The organism is Pararhizobium sp. DWP1-1-3 (assembly GCF_049896125.1).
Lineage (GTDB): Bacteria > Pseudomonadota > Alphaproteobacteria > Rhizobiales > Rhizobiaceae > Pararhizobium.
The window spans coordinates 443335-460026 of record NZ_JAFCTR010000003.1 but is presented as its reverse complement, the minus strand read 5'-3'; the positions used below and the strand labels follow the sequence as shown (position 1 = coordinate 460026).

Genomic DNA, 16692 nt, shown 5'->3' with positions numbered 1-16692 from the left:
GACAGCAGTCATCACGCAAGAGACGCAAATTGAAACGGCGGGAAAGACTGGGCTGGCTGCGCGCATCGGCAGGACCTCAGCTCATCTCGCCTCCTATCTGCAGGCGGTGCCGCTGGCGCTGATCCTTGGGTTTTTCTTCCTGCTGCCGATCCTGATGATCGCCGTCGTCAGTTTCTGGGATTATGATTTCGCCGGTCTCTATCCTGACTTCTTGGCCATGAATTACACCGACACGCTTGGCTCGTGGGTGACCTGGAAAACCTATCTGAACACGCTGAAATACACGGCGATGGTCTGGGCCCTGACCTTGCTGATCGGCTTCTGGGTCGCCTATTTCCTCGCCTTCCATATCCGCACGACTACCATGCAGATGGTGCTGTTTCTCGTCTGCACTGTGCCCTTCCTGACCTCCAACATCATCCGGATGATCTCGTGGATCCCGGTGCTCGGGCGCAATGGCCTCGTCAACACGACGCTGATCGAAATGGGCGTCATTCCCAAGCCGATCGAATGGCTGCTCTATTCCGATTTCGCTGTTGTGCTGGCCATGGTCCATTTGAACACTCTGTTCATGGTGACGCCGATCTTCAACACATTGATGCGCATTGACCGCTCGCTGATCGAAGCGGCCCGCGATGCCGGTGCCAATGGCTGGCAGATCCTCTGGAACGTCATCATTCCGCTGGCAAAACCGGGCATAGCTATCGGCTCCATCTTCGTTGTCACGCTGGTCATGGCGGATTTTTCCACCGTTCAGGTCATGTCCGGTGGGCAGAGCGCCTCGGTAGCGCTGATGATGAAGAACCAGATGTCGCTGCTGCAATATCCTGCCGCAGCCGCCAATGCGGTCGTGCTTCTGATCGTCGTGCTGTCTATGGTCGCTGCCATCCTGCGCGTCGTCGATATCCGCAAGGAGCTTTGAGATGAGCCACGAGAGACGCACCTTCGAATTCTACGTGCTCGCCGCGTTCTTCACGCTCTTTGTGCTGTTTCTCTACGGACCCCTATCGGCCGTGTTTATCCTGTCCTTCCAGGGGCCGGATGGCGGTCTGACCTTTCCGCTCAATGGTGTCTCGGTGCACTGGTTCTTCAACCTGTTCGAGCAGCAAGCTGTCGGTGATTTCGGAGCGTCGTTCAAGCGGTCCTTCACCCTCGGGCTGATGGTGATGGTCGTCAATGTGGCGGTATCGCTTCTGGCGGGTTTGGCTTTCCGCCGCAAGTTCCGTGGCTCGACGGTGCTGTTCTATCTGACGGTCGCCAGCCTTGTCGTGCCATCGATCATCATATCCCTCGGCATCGGCGTCGTCTTCCAGCAATTCGGCCTGAAACCCGCCTGGTACTCCTCCGGCTTTGGAGCGCACCTGACGTGGACGCTACCGTTCGGCGTGCTGATCATGTTTGCGGTCTTCAACCGCTTTTCGCCGGCCTATGAGGAGGCGGCGCGCGATCTCGGGGCGACGTCCTGGCAGACCTTTGCCCATGTCGTCCTGCCAATGATTGCGCCAAGCCTGATCGGCGTCGGCCTGTTCGGCTTTACGCTCTCCTATGACGAATTCGCCCGTACTCTGATGACATCCGGAACTTACAACACGCTGCCCCTGGAGATCTACGGCATGACGACCAACGTCACGACGCCGGTGCTCTATGCGCTGGGCACCGTCACCACGCTGTTTTCCTTCTCCATCATCCTTTTGGCGCTCGCGATCATTCTCGCTCTGCGCCGACGGCAGGCGAAAGTGATCTGATCCGCATGCGCATCCTCGTCGTCAATCCCAACACCACCCGATCCATGACGGACAAGGCGGCCGAAGCGGCCCGTGCCGTCGCCGGCAGCGGTACGGAAATCATCACGGCCACCGCAAAGATGGGACCAGCTTCAATCGAAGGCCATTATGACGGCGCTCTCGCATTGCCGGGCTTGCTCAAAGAGATTGCCGCAGCGGAGAAAATTGATGCTGCCGTCATCGCGTGCTTCGACGATACGGGACTGGATGCGGCCCGCTCGCTCGCCGGGTTTCCGGTGCTGGGCCTGTGCGAATCAGCGCTTGTGACGGCAGGCTTCCTGGCCCAGCGCTTCACCGTCGTAACGACGTTGGAGCGCTCGCGCGCCCTGTTGGAAAACCTCGTGCGCCACTACGGTTTTGGCGCGCGGGTACGGGTTAGGGCGGCAGATATTCCCGTACTTGAACTGGAAGATCCCGTTTCCGGAGCGCTTGGCAAGTTGCGAAGGCAGATTGAGCGAGCACTTGCTGAGGATGGCGCCGAAGCGATCGTTCTCGGCTGTGCCGGCATGGCCGATCTCGCTTATGCGCTGCAAGGGGAATATGGCGTGCCCGTCGTCGATGGCGTTTCGGCAGCGGTCAAGCAGGCGGAAGCACTGGTCGCCCAGCGCCTGACCACCAGCAAGCGCGGCTCTTACGTCACGCCATTCGCCAAGCACTATGCGGGTGCGATGGCGGATTTCTCGCCGGTTGGTGTTTGAAGTGCGACGGGCCTTTAAGACACTGTTGATTGTTCTGCCATGATGGGCCTGCACAGCGAGCACCCGAACCATCCTTCCCGCCGTCGGATGTTGAAATAGCCGCTGCGGTCGGGATGGCGGCGCAGTGTCCTGTCCCGAGGCCAAAACACTCTTTTTTGGAACTACGAAGGCATTCAACCTATGCCTTCCCAGCGGCGGCGCTCCTATATGGTAACGTGTTCGCCAATCTCCACCACCCTATTCGTCGGCAGATAGAAATAGTCGGACGGGTCGATAGCCGTCTCGGCCATCGCGATATACAGCCGGTCCTGCCAGCCAGGCAGTCCGGAATTGGGGTCGCTGACCAGCTTGCGCCGACCTAGATAGAACGATGTCGACATAATCTCGAACTTGAAGCCGGCTTTACGGCAAAGGCCCAGCGCTTTCGAGACATTCTGCGTCTCCATGAACCCGAATGTGAGCTCCAGCTTGCTGAAGCGCTCGGAAAGTTTGGTAATGACGAAGCGCTGTTCGTCGGGAACAACGGGAATGCCGGCCGTCTTGATTGTCAAAATGACATTTTGCGCGTGAAGCACGTGGTTGTGCTTGATGTTGTGAAGTAGCACGCCTGGCACCTTGTCGGGAACGCTCGTCAGGAAAACGGCCGTGCCGGGCACTGCTATGGGGGCGTGCTCCGACTTGCGTTCGATGGACGCGATGAACCTGTCGAGAGGAACATGGTTGCGTGCGGATTTGTCGCGCAACAGCAAAGAGCCCTTTCGCCATGTCCACATCATTACCATGATCGTGGCCGCAATCATCACCGGAACATAGCCGCCGTCGTGAATCTTGAGGAGGTTTGCTCCCAGGAATATGCATTCGAGCAGGAGAAGCGGAAGCAGAATCACCACTGACGTCAGTGCAGACCAGCCCCACAGTACTCGAACAAACTGGAAGGCCAGCAGCGTCGTGACCACCATGGCGCCCGTTACCGAAATGCCATAGGCGGTCGCGAGAGATTCAGAATCGCCGAAAACGAAGATGAGAAGGAGGACACCGGAAAGCAGAAGCGTATTCACGGCCGGGACGTAGATTTGACCCGTATTTGTTTCAGACGTGAAGCAAATTTCCAGGCGCGGCAGGAACCCTAGGTGAATTGCCTGACGGGCGAGCGAAAAGGCGCCAGTGATCACTGCCTGACTGGCGATGATTGTCGCAGCAGTCGCCAAAATCACCACGGGCAGCAACGCCCATTCCGGGAACATGAGATAGAACGGATTGCTTGCCGTGGATGGGTTAGAAAGCACCAAGGCCCCCTGGCCGAGATAGTTTAGTGCAAGAGCCGGAAAAACGATGATGAACCATGCCCATTGGATCGGCCGTCTGCCAAAATGGCCAAGGTCGGCGTAAAGTGCCTCAGCGCCGGTGACGGTCAGAAAGACCGCGCCAAGCACAACCAATCCGACGAAGCCTGCCTTCCACACGAACCAAAAGGCGTAGATGGGATTTAGCGCGTTTAGTATTGTGAGGTCGTCAGCAATATGCGCAATGCCACCGGCAGCCATGACCAGGAACCACAGCACCGTGATTGGACCGAAAAAATTGGAAACTGCCGCCGTTCCCCGGGATTGAACGGCGAACAACACGATCATGATCGTGGCAGAGATTGGCAATACGTAGTCGGCAAGTGTAGGCGTTACAAGCTTCAGACCCTCGACCGCAGATAATACCGAGAGGGCGGGGGTTATCATCGCATCACCGATAAAAAGCGCTGCGCCGATGATCCCCGCGAAAAACAGTATCGTCGTGTAACGGCTGGTCTTTTTCATGAGAAGGGCCAGCAGCGACAATGTGCCGCCTTCGCCATCATTGTCTGCTCTCAGCAAAAACAGGACATATTTGAACGTCACGATGATCGTCAGCGTCCAGATCATCAACGAGATGACGCCAATGACCTCGTCATGCGTCACGCCGTCGTGAGCAAACGGCCGCAGAGCTTCTCGGAACGCGTAAAGCGGGCTGGTGCCGATGTCGCCATAGACAACGCCCACCGATCCGAGAAAAAGGACAAGAAACTTTCGCGTGTCTGTTATGAGGCCAGGCGCCTGGCCGGCGGACGAGATCATGTTATCTCCAGGTCATTCAGAGCCATTTTGTGCGGCGCAATGCAGGCACATATGAAGCGTTCTGACTGGAACCGCAATAACTCCCTTGAAGTGGCTCCCGCTTGGTCGAAGAGGCGATGAAAGAAAGGGTCTCCAGGCGCCTCAATCCACTTTGATTTAACAAGCGTGATCCTTAAACATATCTTTTCACCGATATTGATCCTTTTACGCATCATAGTCCCGATTAACGATTGTAAAAGATATCTCTACGTATCATACTTCAGTAAATGAACCGTTTGGGGATCTTTTTGTGAAATCCGAGTCAGAAGCTTTGCTCGAGATCGGGCGCCTGTTGAGGACAACGCGCATCGCAGCGGCAATGACCCAGGAACAGGTCGCCGACATGGCCGGAATATCGCGCCCTCGATACCGCGACATAGAAACAGGGTCCGCGGCAGCGCGCACGACAACTCTGATCAATATCGCGCGCGCGCTCGGACTGGAGATGATGCTGATCCCCAAGGTAATGGTCCCAGCCGTCGAGGCGTTGATGCGCCCATATGACGATGACGATTTGCCCGCGTTTGTTTCCACAGCCGAAGATAACGATCATGGCTGAGATGTTTCAGGCTCCTAAAACCATATCATCGCTGGACGTGCTGCTCAATAATCGGAAGGTTGGCACGATAGTGAGGACACCTGGGGATTTCAACGCGTTCAGCTTTGACGAAACGTACCGCAAGACAGGCGGCTTCCCCGTTCTCAGCCTGTCCTTTCGGGCAGCAACAGGAGACTTACGCAAGAATCCCAAGCCTGTTGCTGGAGCCCTGCCGGCATTTTTTGCCAACCTTCTTCCCGAGGACAAATTGCGCGAGGCGATGGAGAAACATCATGCAGGCAATGTACGCACCGGAAATGATTTCGATCTGTTGGCTGCACTCGGGTCCGATCTGCCCGGTGCTGTCCGTGCCGTGCCGAGCGAGGGCACCATAACTTCTTTGAAAGAAGCCTCCAGCCCAAAGCCGAAAGCCCGGTTCTCGCTCGCAGGTGTTCAGATGAAGCTCTCTGTGATCAAAAATACCGGCAAGGGCGGTGGCTTGACCCTGCCAATGGGCGATGGGGAGGGAGCGTACATCGCCAAATTCCCATCGACCTCGTTTCCTGGGGTCTCCGAGAACGAATATGCCAATCTCGCTCTGGCCGAAGCGATCGGAATGGAAGTGCCGGAGCGTGAACTTGTTGCGGAGGCCGAGTTTGAGGGGATCCCGGAAGAATTCCGAACGCTGTCGGACGGCAAGGTACTTCTCGTCAGACGCTTTGACCGTGCTATCACGGGCGAGCGCATCCACATCGAGGATTTCGCTCAGGTATTCGGCATCTATCCCTCGCGCAAATATGACGGTGCCGCCTATCATGATATCGCCTCGGCACTTGGCATTGCCGTCTCTTCTGCCGCGTCGCTTGAATTCGTGCGCCGACTGGCTCTCGCGGTCATTACCGGTAATGGCGACATGCACCTAAAGAATTGGTCCCTGATCTACCGCGGCATCGGCAACAAGCCGGCGCTCGCGCCGGTGTATGATGTGCTCTCGACGATCCCCTATATTCCGGCCGATGCCATGGCACTGTCGCTGGCAGCTGAGCGCTCATTTAAGGCACTGACCGCGCAACGGTGGAAGGCTTTTGCCAATCGTGCGCGATTGCCGGAGCCGGCCGTTCTCAACGCGGTGGTCGACGTTACCGAACGCGTGAACCAGCATTGGTGGACCCTGCCCGAACGCACAGTCATTCCCGAGCAGGTGCTTGAGCGAATCGACGCCCATGTGAGCTTGATGACACCGATACTGGGAACCTGTGCCGGTTAGCATCAACGACGCGTTCAGCAGAGATCAGAGATGAATGCCGGCCTGAGGTCGCAAGGTCAAACCAGATGGGAGCAGAGGTCCCGTCCGCGCTATCCTGCCTATTGTCTTTGGATATGCAGATTTTGAGTCCCGGTGAAGCCGGCATTGCAAGACGTTCATGCCGCGGCGAAATATCGAACAAAGGTTAGGAGTGGTCGCGATGTTCCCGCTCCGAGAGAATTGCATACTCTTCCGCAAGGAAATTCAGCAACCTGCGCACCGAAGGTAACAGGCCGCGGCGGGAAATGTAGCATGGGTGGTGCGCTGGATAAGCCTGACGCCGAGATTGTCTTCCAGGTGCGTTATCCCGCAGCTCAGTCGCGAACGCGGCATGTCCAGCTTCTGGCGGCAGCAGAGAAACCATGCTGCTCGACGATTTCGACGAACAAGCTGAGATCGTTCAAGTCTGCCATGTCGTATCTAGCATACTGCCGATCTACGGCCGGCCTACACCAGATTTACGGTCCTTTCACAAAACCAACAACAGGACTTACGCGGGCCGTTGCCAATGACGAATTGCAACGGGCGTCCAAGAGAGCGTGTTGAGAGCAGTTGTCGGCACATATAGCAGCGCACCGACCCAATGGGTTGGTGACGGCTTTCCGGTTGTGATGACCGGTGGCGCGCAGCACCGGGTGGATGATGGTTCCCAACTGAACCGAGTGCCACGCGGCGTTGCAGGCCCAAGGGGCCGCAAGTTTCGTGGGAGCGGTTCAAAAACCATGCTCAGGAATTTCCGTCGCCTGAGCCAGAGCCTGCCGCCTGGAAGCGAGCCTCGAATTCGCGACGCAAGTTGCGCCTCACCTGCGCGGCCTGCTCGCGGCGTTTTCCGACTGCACTGTCCGGTTGATGCAGGGGGACAGTGGTCGGGCGCCCTTCGGCGTCGACGGCGACCATGGTGAAATAACAGGAATTGGTATGCCGGCGCTCGCCAGTCCGAATGTTTTCGGCTTCGACCCTGATGCCGACTTCCATGGACGTGCGACCGGCATAATTGATCGAGGCCCGAAACGTGACAAGTTCGCCGACATGGATGGGTTGACGGAAAACCACCTGATCGACCGACAGGGTCACGGCATATTCCTGCGAAAACCGCGACGCACAGGAAAAAGCCACCCGATCAAGCAGATTGAGGAGGGCACCGCCATGGACCTTGCCGCTAAAATTCGCCATGTCCGGCGTCATCAGGACAACCATCTCGAGCTGCGTCGTGTCGTGACCTGTTTCCAAAATCGCCTCCTGGTTGTGTTTGCCTTGTGATCGGATGCCACCGACGATGGCCCCGTAATTTCTGCGTTCATCGATCGAACGGGACTGTCATCCGTAAACGATGGGTCCTGGCTGACGGCATCCCCTGCTTCTGGAACGGCTGTCGGACGGCCGTTGTAGTCCAGCGCCACCATAACGAAAATGGCGTCGGTTACTTTGTCGATTCGGTCGGAGAGATATTGGCGAGCCCAGGCTTCCACCTTCAGATTCATCGAGGCGCGACCGACGGCAATGACCTCGGTGTAGATCCACAGCGTATCACCGATCTTGACCGGTAGCGCGAAGGCCATCTCCTGGACGGCGGCCGAGACCGCGACCCCGGGCACGCTCCGCCGCCCTTATGCCTCAGGAAACGTCCATCTGGGCCATGACCCATCCCCCGAAAATGTCGCCTGCGGCATTGGCGTCCGCCGGCATGGCCAATGTTCGCAGGGTCAGTTCGCCGTTTGGGTGTCTGGAAGGTGGCAGTCGTTCGAACTCCGGTCGTCACAATAAGGGAAAATTACAGGCAGCTGCGATACGTGCGCTACGCGCTGTACTTCCATTGCCGCAGGGAAGGGGCCGGCTGTGACCGCGCGCAATGACAGACCCGGGCTGCGTTCGAAACCGAATCCTCACGCATTGCGCAGCTTGCCTTCCATGAGGTCGAGCACGGCGCGGCCAGCCTCCATGACATTGGTGCCGGGACCGAAGACGGCAGCGACGCCATGGTCGAGCAGGAACTGGTAATCCTGGCGCGGCACGACCCCGCCGACGACGACGATCACATCGCCTCCGCCCTTGGCTTTCAGCGCCTCGATCAGTTGCGGTGCCAGCGTCTTGTGACCGGCGGCCAGCGACGACATGCCGATGACGTGTACCTTGGCATCGACCGCCATGCCGGCTGCTTCCTCCGGCGTCTGGAACAGCGGACCGGCCAAGACGTCGAAGCCGATATCGCCAAAGGCCGAGGCGATGATCTTGGCGCCGCGGTCATGGCCGTCCTGACCAAGCTTGGCGACCATGATCTTCGGCTTGCGGCCGGTGGTGCGGGAAAAGTCGGAGAGCCGGGCAGACAGCGTCGCCAGTTCTGGCTCGTCCTTATAGGCTTCGCCATAGATATCGCTGACGACTTCCGGCACGGCAGTGTGATCGCCAAAGACGATGCGCATCGCATCGGAAATTTCGCCGACGGTGGCGCGGGCGCGGGCCGCTCTCACGGCCGTTTCGAGGATATTTCCGTCGCCGGTACGGGCGACCTTGGTCAACGCTTCCAGTGCTGCCGTCACCTCGGCGGTGTCGCGGCGCTTGCGGGTCTCCTCGATGCGGCTGATCTGGGCGACGCGAACGGCGGCATTGTCGATATCGAGAATGTCGAGATCGTCCTCGGTCTCCAGCCGGTATTTGTTGACGCCGACGATGACCTCCTCGCCCTTGTCGACGGCAGCCTGGCGGCGGGTGGCGGCCTGCTCGATCAGCCGCTTCGGCAGGCCGTCGGCCACCGCCTTGGTCATGCCCCCCAGCGCTTCGACCTCTTCCATCAGCGCCCAGGCCTTGTTGGCAAGCTCCGCCGTCAGGCTCTCGACATAATAGGAACCGGCCAAGGGATCGACCACCCTGGTGACGCCGGTCTCGTGCCGCAGGATCAGCTGGGTGTTGCGGGCGATGCGCGAGGAGAATTCCGTCGGCAGCGCGATCGCCTCGTCGAAAGAATTGGTATGCAGCGACTGGGTGCCGCCGAGCACCGCCGACATCGCCTCGAAAGCGGTGCGGATGATGTTGTTGTAGGGGTCTTGTTCCTGCAAAGAGACGCCGGATGTCTGGCAATGGGTTCTGAGCATCAGCGAGGATTGCTTCTTCGGGTGGAAGCCTTCCATGATCCGCGTCCACAACAGCCGTGCGGCGCGCAGTTTGGCGGCCTCCATGAAGAAGTTCATGCCGATGGCAAAGAAGAACGACAGGCGGCCGGCGAATTCGTCGACGCTCAAGCCCTTGGCGATGGCGGCACGAACATATTCACGGCCGTCGGCGAGCGTGAAGGCCAGCTCCTGGACCAGTGTCGCGCCGGCCTCCTGCATGTGATAGCCGGAGATCGAGATCGAGTTGAATTTCGGCATTTCGCGGGCGGTGTAGTCGATGATGTCGGCAACGATCCGCATCGAGGGTTCCGGCGGATAGATATAGGTGTTACGGACCATGAATTCCTTGAGGATGTCGTTCTGGATCGTGCCGGAAAGCTGCGCGCGCGGCACGCCCTGCTCCTCGCCCGCGATGATGAACGCGGCGAGGATCGGGATGACGGCGCCGTTCATGGTCATCGATACCGAAATCTTTTCGAGCGGAATGCCGTCGAACAGAATCTTCATGTCCTCGACCGAATCGATCGCCACGCCGGCCTTGCCGACATCGCCGACGACGCGCGGATGATCCGAATCGTAACCGCGATGGGTGGCGAGATCGAAGGCGACCGAAACACCCTGCTGGCCGCTGGCCAGCGCCTTGCGGTAGAAGGCATTCGAGGCTTCGGCAGTGGAAAAGCCGGCATATTGCCGGATGGTCCAGGGGCGGCCTGCATACATGGTGGCGCGCGGACCGCGGGTGAACGGCGCAAGGCCGGGTAGCGAGCCGAGATGACCGGCGGCTTTGAGATCGGCCTCGGTATAGAGCGGCTTGACGGCAATGCCCTCCGGCGTCTGCCAGGTGAGACTGTCGGGCGAGGATTTGAGCTCGCGTTCGGCAAGCGCTGCCCAGTCGGCGAGGGTTTTTTTATCGGACATTGGAAAGTCTCCTTGCATCGATCGGACGTACACCCTCCCCTTGAGGGGGAGGGTCGGCGCGCAGTGCCGGGGTGGGGTGACGTTTGAAACGTCCCTGACCGTCACCCCCACCCGCCGCTTTGCGGCGACCTCCCCCCTCAAGGGGGAGGTAGAAACATGCCTCAACCGGCTTTGACCACGTGCGAAGCACTCGCCGTGGGTTTGCTGGAACGATACTCGGACGGGGCGCTGGAGGCTGCCGCGAGTGAGTAGAATAGATGGCACCCTTTAGCGCCCCGTTCAGCGGTTTTTGCCTGCGACCTGGGTCGCTATGAGGTGGCTCGCCAGAATGGTGTTCGTCTGACCTGATGGAGCCCGGCCGAACCAATTTATCGGCAACACTCCACACGGCCGCCGCCGGTGTCTCCGATCTCCCCGTCGCCGGGGTAGATCCGAGGATCAACCCGAGACGCAGCTGAGGAATCGGACGGACGTTCGGCACGTCCGGCGAAACCATTCCGTCTGCCGCCCTGTGTGCCGCACAGGCACGCCCGGCGCGCTCTTTCGGGCATCCGAAGCGCAAAGGCCGATCCGCAGCCTGTCCGCTTCTCCCCTGTCGCCGGAGGGAGACCATTTTCAGCAGACCCCCGATGTCAGGGTTTACGTCATCCCCTTGCACCAAGCGCCAGTCCCGCCTCACTGCCACGCCTGGCAGCGTATCCGATGACGGGGAACGAGTATGGCACGGGTGCTTTGGACGGGGAAAAAAAGCCATTCGGTTTTCTCTAAGATATCCGTTTTTCGAGAACGGGTAGAACTCCCTCCTACCCCTCACCAACAAACTCTAAGACTTAGCTAAAGCTAAGATCTTGATTTTGTATCCTCTCCCGCAAGGGGAGAGGTAGAACGCAAAGCTTCCTGCATCGTACCTCTCCGTCTGCAGGTGAGGGGTATTTATTGCCCCTATTCGAACTCCAGGATCAGCTCGTCCACGGCTAGGCTGGCGCCGACGGCGGCGGCCACCCGTTTGACCACGCCCCGCCGTTCGGCGCGCAAGATATTTTCCATCTTCATCGCTTCCACCGTCGCCAGTGCCTGGCCAGCTTCCACGGTCTCGCCCTGAACAACCGTGATGGTGGTGATGACGCCCGGCATCGGGCAGAGCAGCATTTTCGAGGTGTCCGGCGGCAGCTTCTTCGGCATCAGCCGGGCAAGCTCGGCAATGCGCGGGCTGCGCACATGGGCGGCGATATCGATGCCGCGCCAGCGCAGGCGGATGGCGGTGCCCGAAAGGTCGATCTTGACGCCCATGGCCGTGCCGTCGACATCGAACGTGGCGTGGCTGCGTCCGGGCGTCCAGTCGCCCGCAGCAGTAAAGACGCTGCCGTCGGCCAGCCTGACAGTGGCGCCGCCGGGGGATGTGTCGAGCGTCACGGCATGCTCCTGTCCGGCGAATGTGACGACCCAGTCCTTGCCGATTACCCGGCGATGATTGCCGATGGTGCCGGAAATCTGCACGGCGCGGTCCTGCAGCACCTGATGCACCAGCGTCGCGACGGCCGCCAGTTTCCGCGCCGATGCCGGATCAGGCTCGACACCGTGGAAACCATCCGGGAACTCCTCGGCGATGAAGGCCGTGGTGATGTTGCCGGAGCGGAACCGCTCGTGCTGCATCACGGCGGACAGGAAAGGAAGGTTATGGCCGATGCCCTCGACCTCGAAATCGTCGAGTGCCGCCGACATGGCGTCGATGGCCGTGAGCCGGGCGGGTGACCCGTCGTTTTCCGGTGCCCACGTGCAGAGCTTTGCCACCATCGGGTCGTAATACATCGAGATTTCGCCGCCCTCGAAGACGCCGGTATCGTTGCGCACGATGGTGCCATCGGCGGACTTGCCTTCGACCGGCGGCCGGTAGCGTGTGAGACGCCCGATCGAGGGCAGGAAGCTGCGATAGGGATCCTCGGCATAGAGCCGGCTTTCGATCGCCCAGCCATTCAGCTTGATCTCGTCCTGGCCGAAGGCCAGCTTTTCGCCGGAAGCGACGCGGATCATCTGCTCGACCAGATCGACGCCGGTGATCAGCTCGGTGACGGGATGCTCGACCTGCAGGCGGGTGTTCATCTCGAGGAAGTAGAAATTGCGCTCGCCATCGACGATGAATTCGACGGTACCGGCAGAATGATAGCCGACCGCCTTGGATAGCGCCACGGCCTGTTCGCCCATGGCGCGGCGGGTGGCCTCGTCGAGGAATGGTGACGGGGCTTCCTCGATGACCTTCTGGTTGCGCCGCTGGATCGAGCACTCACGCTCGCCGAGATAGAGCACGGTGCCGTGTTTGTCGCCCAGCACCTGGATTTCGATATGGCGCGGCTGGGTGACGAACTTTTCGATGAAGATGCGGTCGTCGCCGAACGAAGCCTTGGCCTCGTTCTTCGAGGACTGGAAACCCTCGCGGGCCTCAGCATCGTTCCAGGCGATGCGCATGCCCTTGCCGCCACCACCCGCAGACGCCTTGATCATCACGGGATAGCCGATGGAGGCCGAAATCGTCACTGCCTCCTCGGCACCGGCAATCAGGCCCATATGGCCGGGCACGGTGGAGACGCCGGCCTCTGCTGCCAGCTTTTTGGAGGTGATCTTGTCGCCCATCGCCTGGATGGCGCCGACCGGCGGGCCGATAAAGGCGACCCCCGCCTGTTCCAGCGCCTGCGCAAACATGGCGTTTTCCGAGAGAAAGCCATAGCCCGGATGCACCGCATCGGCGCCGGTCTTTTTGATCGCCTCGAGAATCTTGTCGATGACGATATAGGACTGGCTCGACGGCGACGGCCCGATGTGCACGGCCTCGTCGGCCATCTTCACATGCAGCGCATCGGCATCCGCATCGGAATAGACGGCAACGGTGGCGATGCCCATCTTCCGGGCCGTCTTGATCACCCGGCAGGCGATCTCGCCCCGATTGGCGATAAGGATTTTCTGGATCATTTGCTTCTCGATCTGTTCGATCTTGCTCTTGTTTCCGTCATCCCCGGTCAAGCCCGAGTACGGTTGGCCCGAGGATGACGATTGTGGGGTCAAACGCCTGCGAAGGCTATAGCGGTATCGTGTCGTGCTTGCGCCACAGTTGCTCCTGCCGTTTGCCGCGCAGTGATGCAAACGCCCTTGCGATCCTCCGCCGTGACGAGTGCGGCATGATCACCTCGTCGATAAAACCGCGTTCGGCGGCGACGAACGGATTGGCGAAGCGTTCCTCGTATTCCTTCGTCCGGGCAGCGATCTTTTCCGGGTCGCCGAGTTCGGAGCGGTAGAGGATTTCGGTCGCCCCCTTGGCGCCCATCACGGCGATTTCGGCGGTCGGCCAGGCATAGTTGACGTCGGCGCCGATATGCTTGGAGGCCATGACGTCGTAGGCGCCGCCATAGGCTTTTCGGGTGATCAGCGTCACCATCGGCACCGTCGCCTGTGAATAGGCGAACAGAAGCTTGGCGCCGTGCTTGATGACGCCGCCATATTCCTGCGCCACGCCGGGCAGGAAGCCGGGCACGTCGACCAGCGTCAGGATCGGGATCGAGAAGGCATCGCAAAAGCGCACGAAGCGGGCAGCCTTTCGCGATGAGTCGATATCCAGGCACCCGGCCAGCACCATCGGCTGGTTGGCGACGACGCCGACGCTCTGGCCTTCGAGCCGGATGAAGCCGGTGATGATGTTACGGGCAAAGGCTTCCTGAAGCTCGAAGAAATCGCCTTCGTCGGCGATCGCATGAATGAGCTCCTTCATGTCGTAGGGTTTTGCCGAGCTGTCGGGGATCAGCGTGTCGAGCCGGTTTTCAAGGCGGGCCGGATCGTCGTGGAACGGGCGGACCGGCGGTTTCTCGCGGTTGTTGAGCGGCAGAAAATCAAACAGCAGCCGGACCTGTTCCAAGGTCTCGATGTCGTTTTCATAGGCCGCGTCGGCGACCGAGGATTTCTTCGTATGGGTGCCGGCGCCGCCCAGCTCTTCGGCCGTGACGATCTCGTTGGTGACGGTCTTGACCACATCCGGGCCGGTGACGAACATGTAGGAACTGTCGCGCACCATGAAGATGAAGTCGGTCATCGCCGGCGAATAGACCGCACCGCCGGCACAAGGCCCCATGATCACGGAGATCTGCGGGATGACGCCGGAGGCCTCGGCATTGCGGCGGAACACTTCGGCATAACCGGCAAGCGAGGCGACGCCTTCCTGGATGCGGGCGCCGCCGGAATCGTTCAGGCCGATCACCGGCGCGCCGTTGCGCACGGCCATGTCCATGATCTTGCAGATTTTCTGCGCATGGGTTTCGGACAGCGAGCCGCCGAGCACGGTGAAATCCTGAGAAAAGACATAGACCTGGCGGCCGTTGATCGTGCCCCAGCCGGTAACGACGCCGTCGCCGGCCACCTTCTGTTCGGCCATGCCGAAATCGACGGCGCGGTGGGTGACGTACATGTCGTATTCTTCGAACGAGCCTTCGTCGAGCAGCACCTCGATGCGCTCGCGCGCCGTCAGCTTGCCCTTGGCATGCTGGGCATCGATGCGCTTCTGCCCGCCGCCAAGACGCGCTTCAGTGCGGCGCACACCGAGTTGGTCAAGTATTGAACGCATTCTCACTCCATCCAGCTGCTTCAACGTCACCGTTCATACGGCCTTGTCATGCTCTAGAAAACGGTTGATCGTGTGGCATTGCTTAATTTAGGTTGTTGCAAACCCTTTTTTGCGAAAGTGCAACATGGCGATGCGGAAGCTCTTTATCGGCCGAAAAATCCGGTCCCTGCGTGAAGCCCACACGGCCACCCAGAGCCAATTTGCGGACCGGATCGGCATTTCAACAAGCTATCTCAATCAGATCGAAAACAACCAAAGGCCGGTTTCGGCCTCCGTTCTGCTGGCCTTGGTCGACAAGTTTCAAATCGATCTGGGCGAGCTTTCGGCGGGCGAGGGCGATCGGCTGCTGTCGGCGCTCTCGGAAGCACTGACCGATCCCTTGTTCGAATCGTACAACCCCAATCTGCAGGAGCTCAAGCTCATTACCCAGAACGCCCCGTCTCTGGCGCATGCGCTGGTGCGGGCCCACCAAGCCTACAGGCGAAACAGCGAGCAGCTTGCGAGCCTCAATGACAGCATGGGACGATCGACACAGGCTGCGGAAGCGACGCCATACGAAGAAGTCCGGGACTTCTTTCATTTCGTCGACAACTATATTCACGACCTGGATGTGCAGGCCGAAGAGCTTTCGATCGAGCTGGGGCTGGCACACGACGATCGCCATGCCGCGCTCACCAGCTACCTTCAAAGGGTGCACAACGTCAAAATTGCCCGGGCAGAACCCGGACGGGACATTCTGCGCCATTTCGATCCGGCGACGCGGGTCCTGTCTCTCAACGCCTATATTCCAGCGACCAGCCGGGATTTCCAGTTGGCATTGCAGATCGCTCAATTGCAGGCCGCCGATACGGTCGATCGGGTGGTCAAGACGGGGAACTTCCGGACCAAGGAAGCCGCAGACATCTGTCGCATCGGCCTGCACAATTATTTTGCCGGCGCCCTGCTCTTTCCCTACCGGGCGTTCCAGGCTGCGGCGACGTTGCTGCGCCACGATCTCGAACTGCTTGCCTCGCGCTTCGGCGCCAGTTTGGAGCAGGTCTGCCACCGGCTCAGCACATTGCAGAGGCCAGTAGAGAAGGGTATCCCGGTGTTCTTTGCACGGGTCGACAGGGCGGGGAACATCACCAAGCGGCACAGCGCGACAAAACTGCAATTTGCCAGATTTGGAGCAGCCTGTCCGTTGTGGAATGTCCATCAGGCATTCGAAGCCCCCGGGCGGATCATCAGGCAACTGGCGGAAACACCGGACGGTGCGCGCTTTCTGTGCCTGGCGACCCAGATCACCAAGGGTGGCGGCGGCTTCAAGAGTTCCCAGCCTCAATACGCGATCGCATTTGGCTGCGAAATTTCCTATGCCCCGGCTTTCATCTATGCCGACGATCTGGATCTTTCGCAGCGTTCGAGCTTCGACCCGATCGGAATTTCCTGCCGTATCTGCGAGCGGACGCAATGTTTCCAACGGGCCGTCCCACCGCTCATGAGAAAACTCCATGTCGATCACGATATGCGCACGGTTCTCCCCTATCGCATCGAGGACAGTTGAAGCTGTCCGGACCGCGCCGCATCAGACAAGCCGATCCGTGATATGCAGGAC

11 protein-coding genes and 1 pseudogene are annotated in these 16692 nt (G+C 59.7%); 6 read left to right on the top strand and 6 right to left on the bottom strand.

From position 1 onward, the window contains the following. Positions 1-52 precede the first annotated feature (52 nt). Genes ACP7BS_RS10140 through ACP7BS_RS10130 form a run of 3 tightly spaced genes read left to right on the top strand, consistent with a single transcriptional unit; the run spans position 53 to position 2482 of the window. Positions 53-922: an ABC transporter permease gene (locus ACP7BS_RS10140; protein ID WP_426238071.1), complete on the top strand. Its 870-nt coding sequence runs from the start codon at positions 53-55 to the stop codon at positions 920-922. Position 923: 1 nt separating this feature from the next. Beyond that, the gene (locus ACP7BS_RS10135) at positions 924-1745 is read left to right on the top strand and encodes an ABC transporter permease (protein ID WP_426230598.1); all 822 of its coding nucleotides are present in this window, start codon (positions 924-926) and stop codon (positions 1743-1745) included. A 5-nt stretch (positions 1746-1750) separates the two neighbouring features. Beyond that, the gene (locus ACP7BS_RS10130; RefSeq protein ID WP_426230596.1) at positions 1751-2482 is read left to right on the top strand and encodes an aspartate/glutamate racemase family protein; all 732 of its coding nucleotides are present in this window, start codon (positions 1751-1753) and stop codon (positions 2480-2482) included. A 203-nt stretch (positions 2483-2685) separates the two neighbouring features. Here the strand turns inward: ACP7BS_RS10130 and ACP7BS_RS10125 are convergent, their stop codons facing one another. Beyond that, on the bottom strand, positions 2686-4587 hold the full coding sequence (locus tag ACP7BS_RS10125; RefSeq protein ID WP_426230594.1) for a potassium transporter Kup: 1902 nt from the start codon (positions 4585-4587) through the stop codon (positions 2686-2688). 358 nt (positions 4588-4945) lie between these two features. Between ACP7BS_RS10125 and ACP7BS_RS10120 the strand changes: the two genes are divergently transcribed. Together ACP7BS_RS10120 and ACP7BS_RS10115 are read left to right on the top strand one after the other, a co-directional pair. After that, complete coding sequence (locus ACP7BS_RS10120) at positions 4946-5185, top strand: helix-turn-helix domain-containing protein (RefSeq protein WP_426230592.1); 240 nt, start codon at positions 4946-4948, stop codon at positions 5183-5185. Next, positions 5178-6431: a type II toxin-antitoxin system HipA family toxin gene (locus tag ACP7BS_RS10115; RefSeq protein WP_426237899.1), complete on the top strand. Its 1254-nt coding sequence runs from the start codon at positions 5178-5180 to the stop codon at positions 6429-6431. The genes ACP7BS_RS10120 and ACP7BS_RS10115 overlap by 8 nt, the downstream gene beginning before the upstream one ends. A gap of 765 nt (positions 6432-7196) precedes the next feature. Here the strand turns inward: ACP7BS_RS10115 and ACP7BS_RS10110 are convergent. From ACP7BS_RS10110 to ACP7BS_RS10090, 5 genes and pseudogenes are all read right to left on the bottom strand, one after another. Then, complete coding sequence (locus tag ACP7BS_RS10110; RefSeq protein WP_426230765.1) at positions 7197-7667, bottom strand: acyl-CoA thioesterase; 471 nt, start codon at positions 7665-7667, stop codon at positions 7197-7199. A 164-nt stretch (positions 7668-7831) separates the two neighbouring features. Further along, positions 7832-8156 (bottom strand): annotated as a pseudogene (locus ACP7BS_RS10105) (acyl-CoA thioesterase); the annotation flags it as partial. 197 nt (positions 8157-8353) lie between these two features. After that, positions 8354-10495 carry a methylmalonyl-CoA mutase gene (gene scpA, locus ACP7BS_RS10100; RefSeq protein ID WP_426237897.1) on the bottom strand — a complete coding sequence of 714 codons (2142 nt, stop codon included), beginning with the start codon at positions 10493-10495 and terminating at the stop codon, positions 8354-8356. A 942-nt stretch (positions 10496-11437) separates the two neighbouring features. Beyond that, on the bottom strand, positions 11438-13459 hold the full coding sequence (locus ACP7BS_RS10095) for an acetyl-CoA carboxylase biotin carboxylase subunit (protein WP_426237895.1): 2022 nt from the start codon (positions 13457-13459) through the stop codon (positions 11438-11440). Between the two features lie 106 nt (positions 13460-13565). Next, positions 13566-15098 (bottom strand): acyl-CoA carboxylase subunit beta, encoded by a 1533-nt coding sequence (locus tag ACP7BS_RS10090; protein ID WP_426237893.1) that lies wholly within the window; start codon positions 15096-15098, stop codon positions 13566-13568. A gap of 124 nt (positions 15099-15222) precedes the next feature. On the opposite strand from ACP7BS_RS10090, the gene ACP7BS_RS10085 reads away from it, so the two are divergent. Then, positions 15223-16641: a helix-turn-helix domain-containing protein gene (locus tag ACP7BS_RS10085; RefSeq protein ID WP_426237891.1), complete on the top strand. Its 1419-nt coding sequence runs from the start codon at positions 15223-15225 to the stop codon at positions 16639-16641. Positions 16642-16692: the final 51 nt, after the last annotated feature.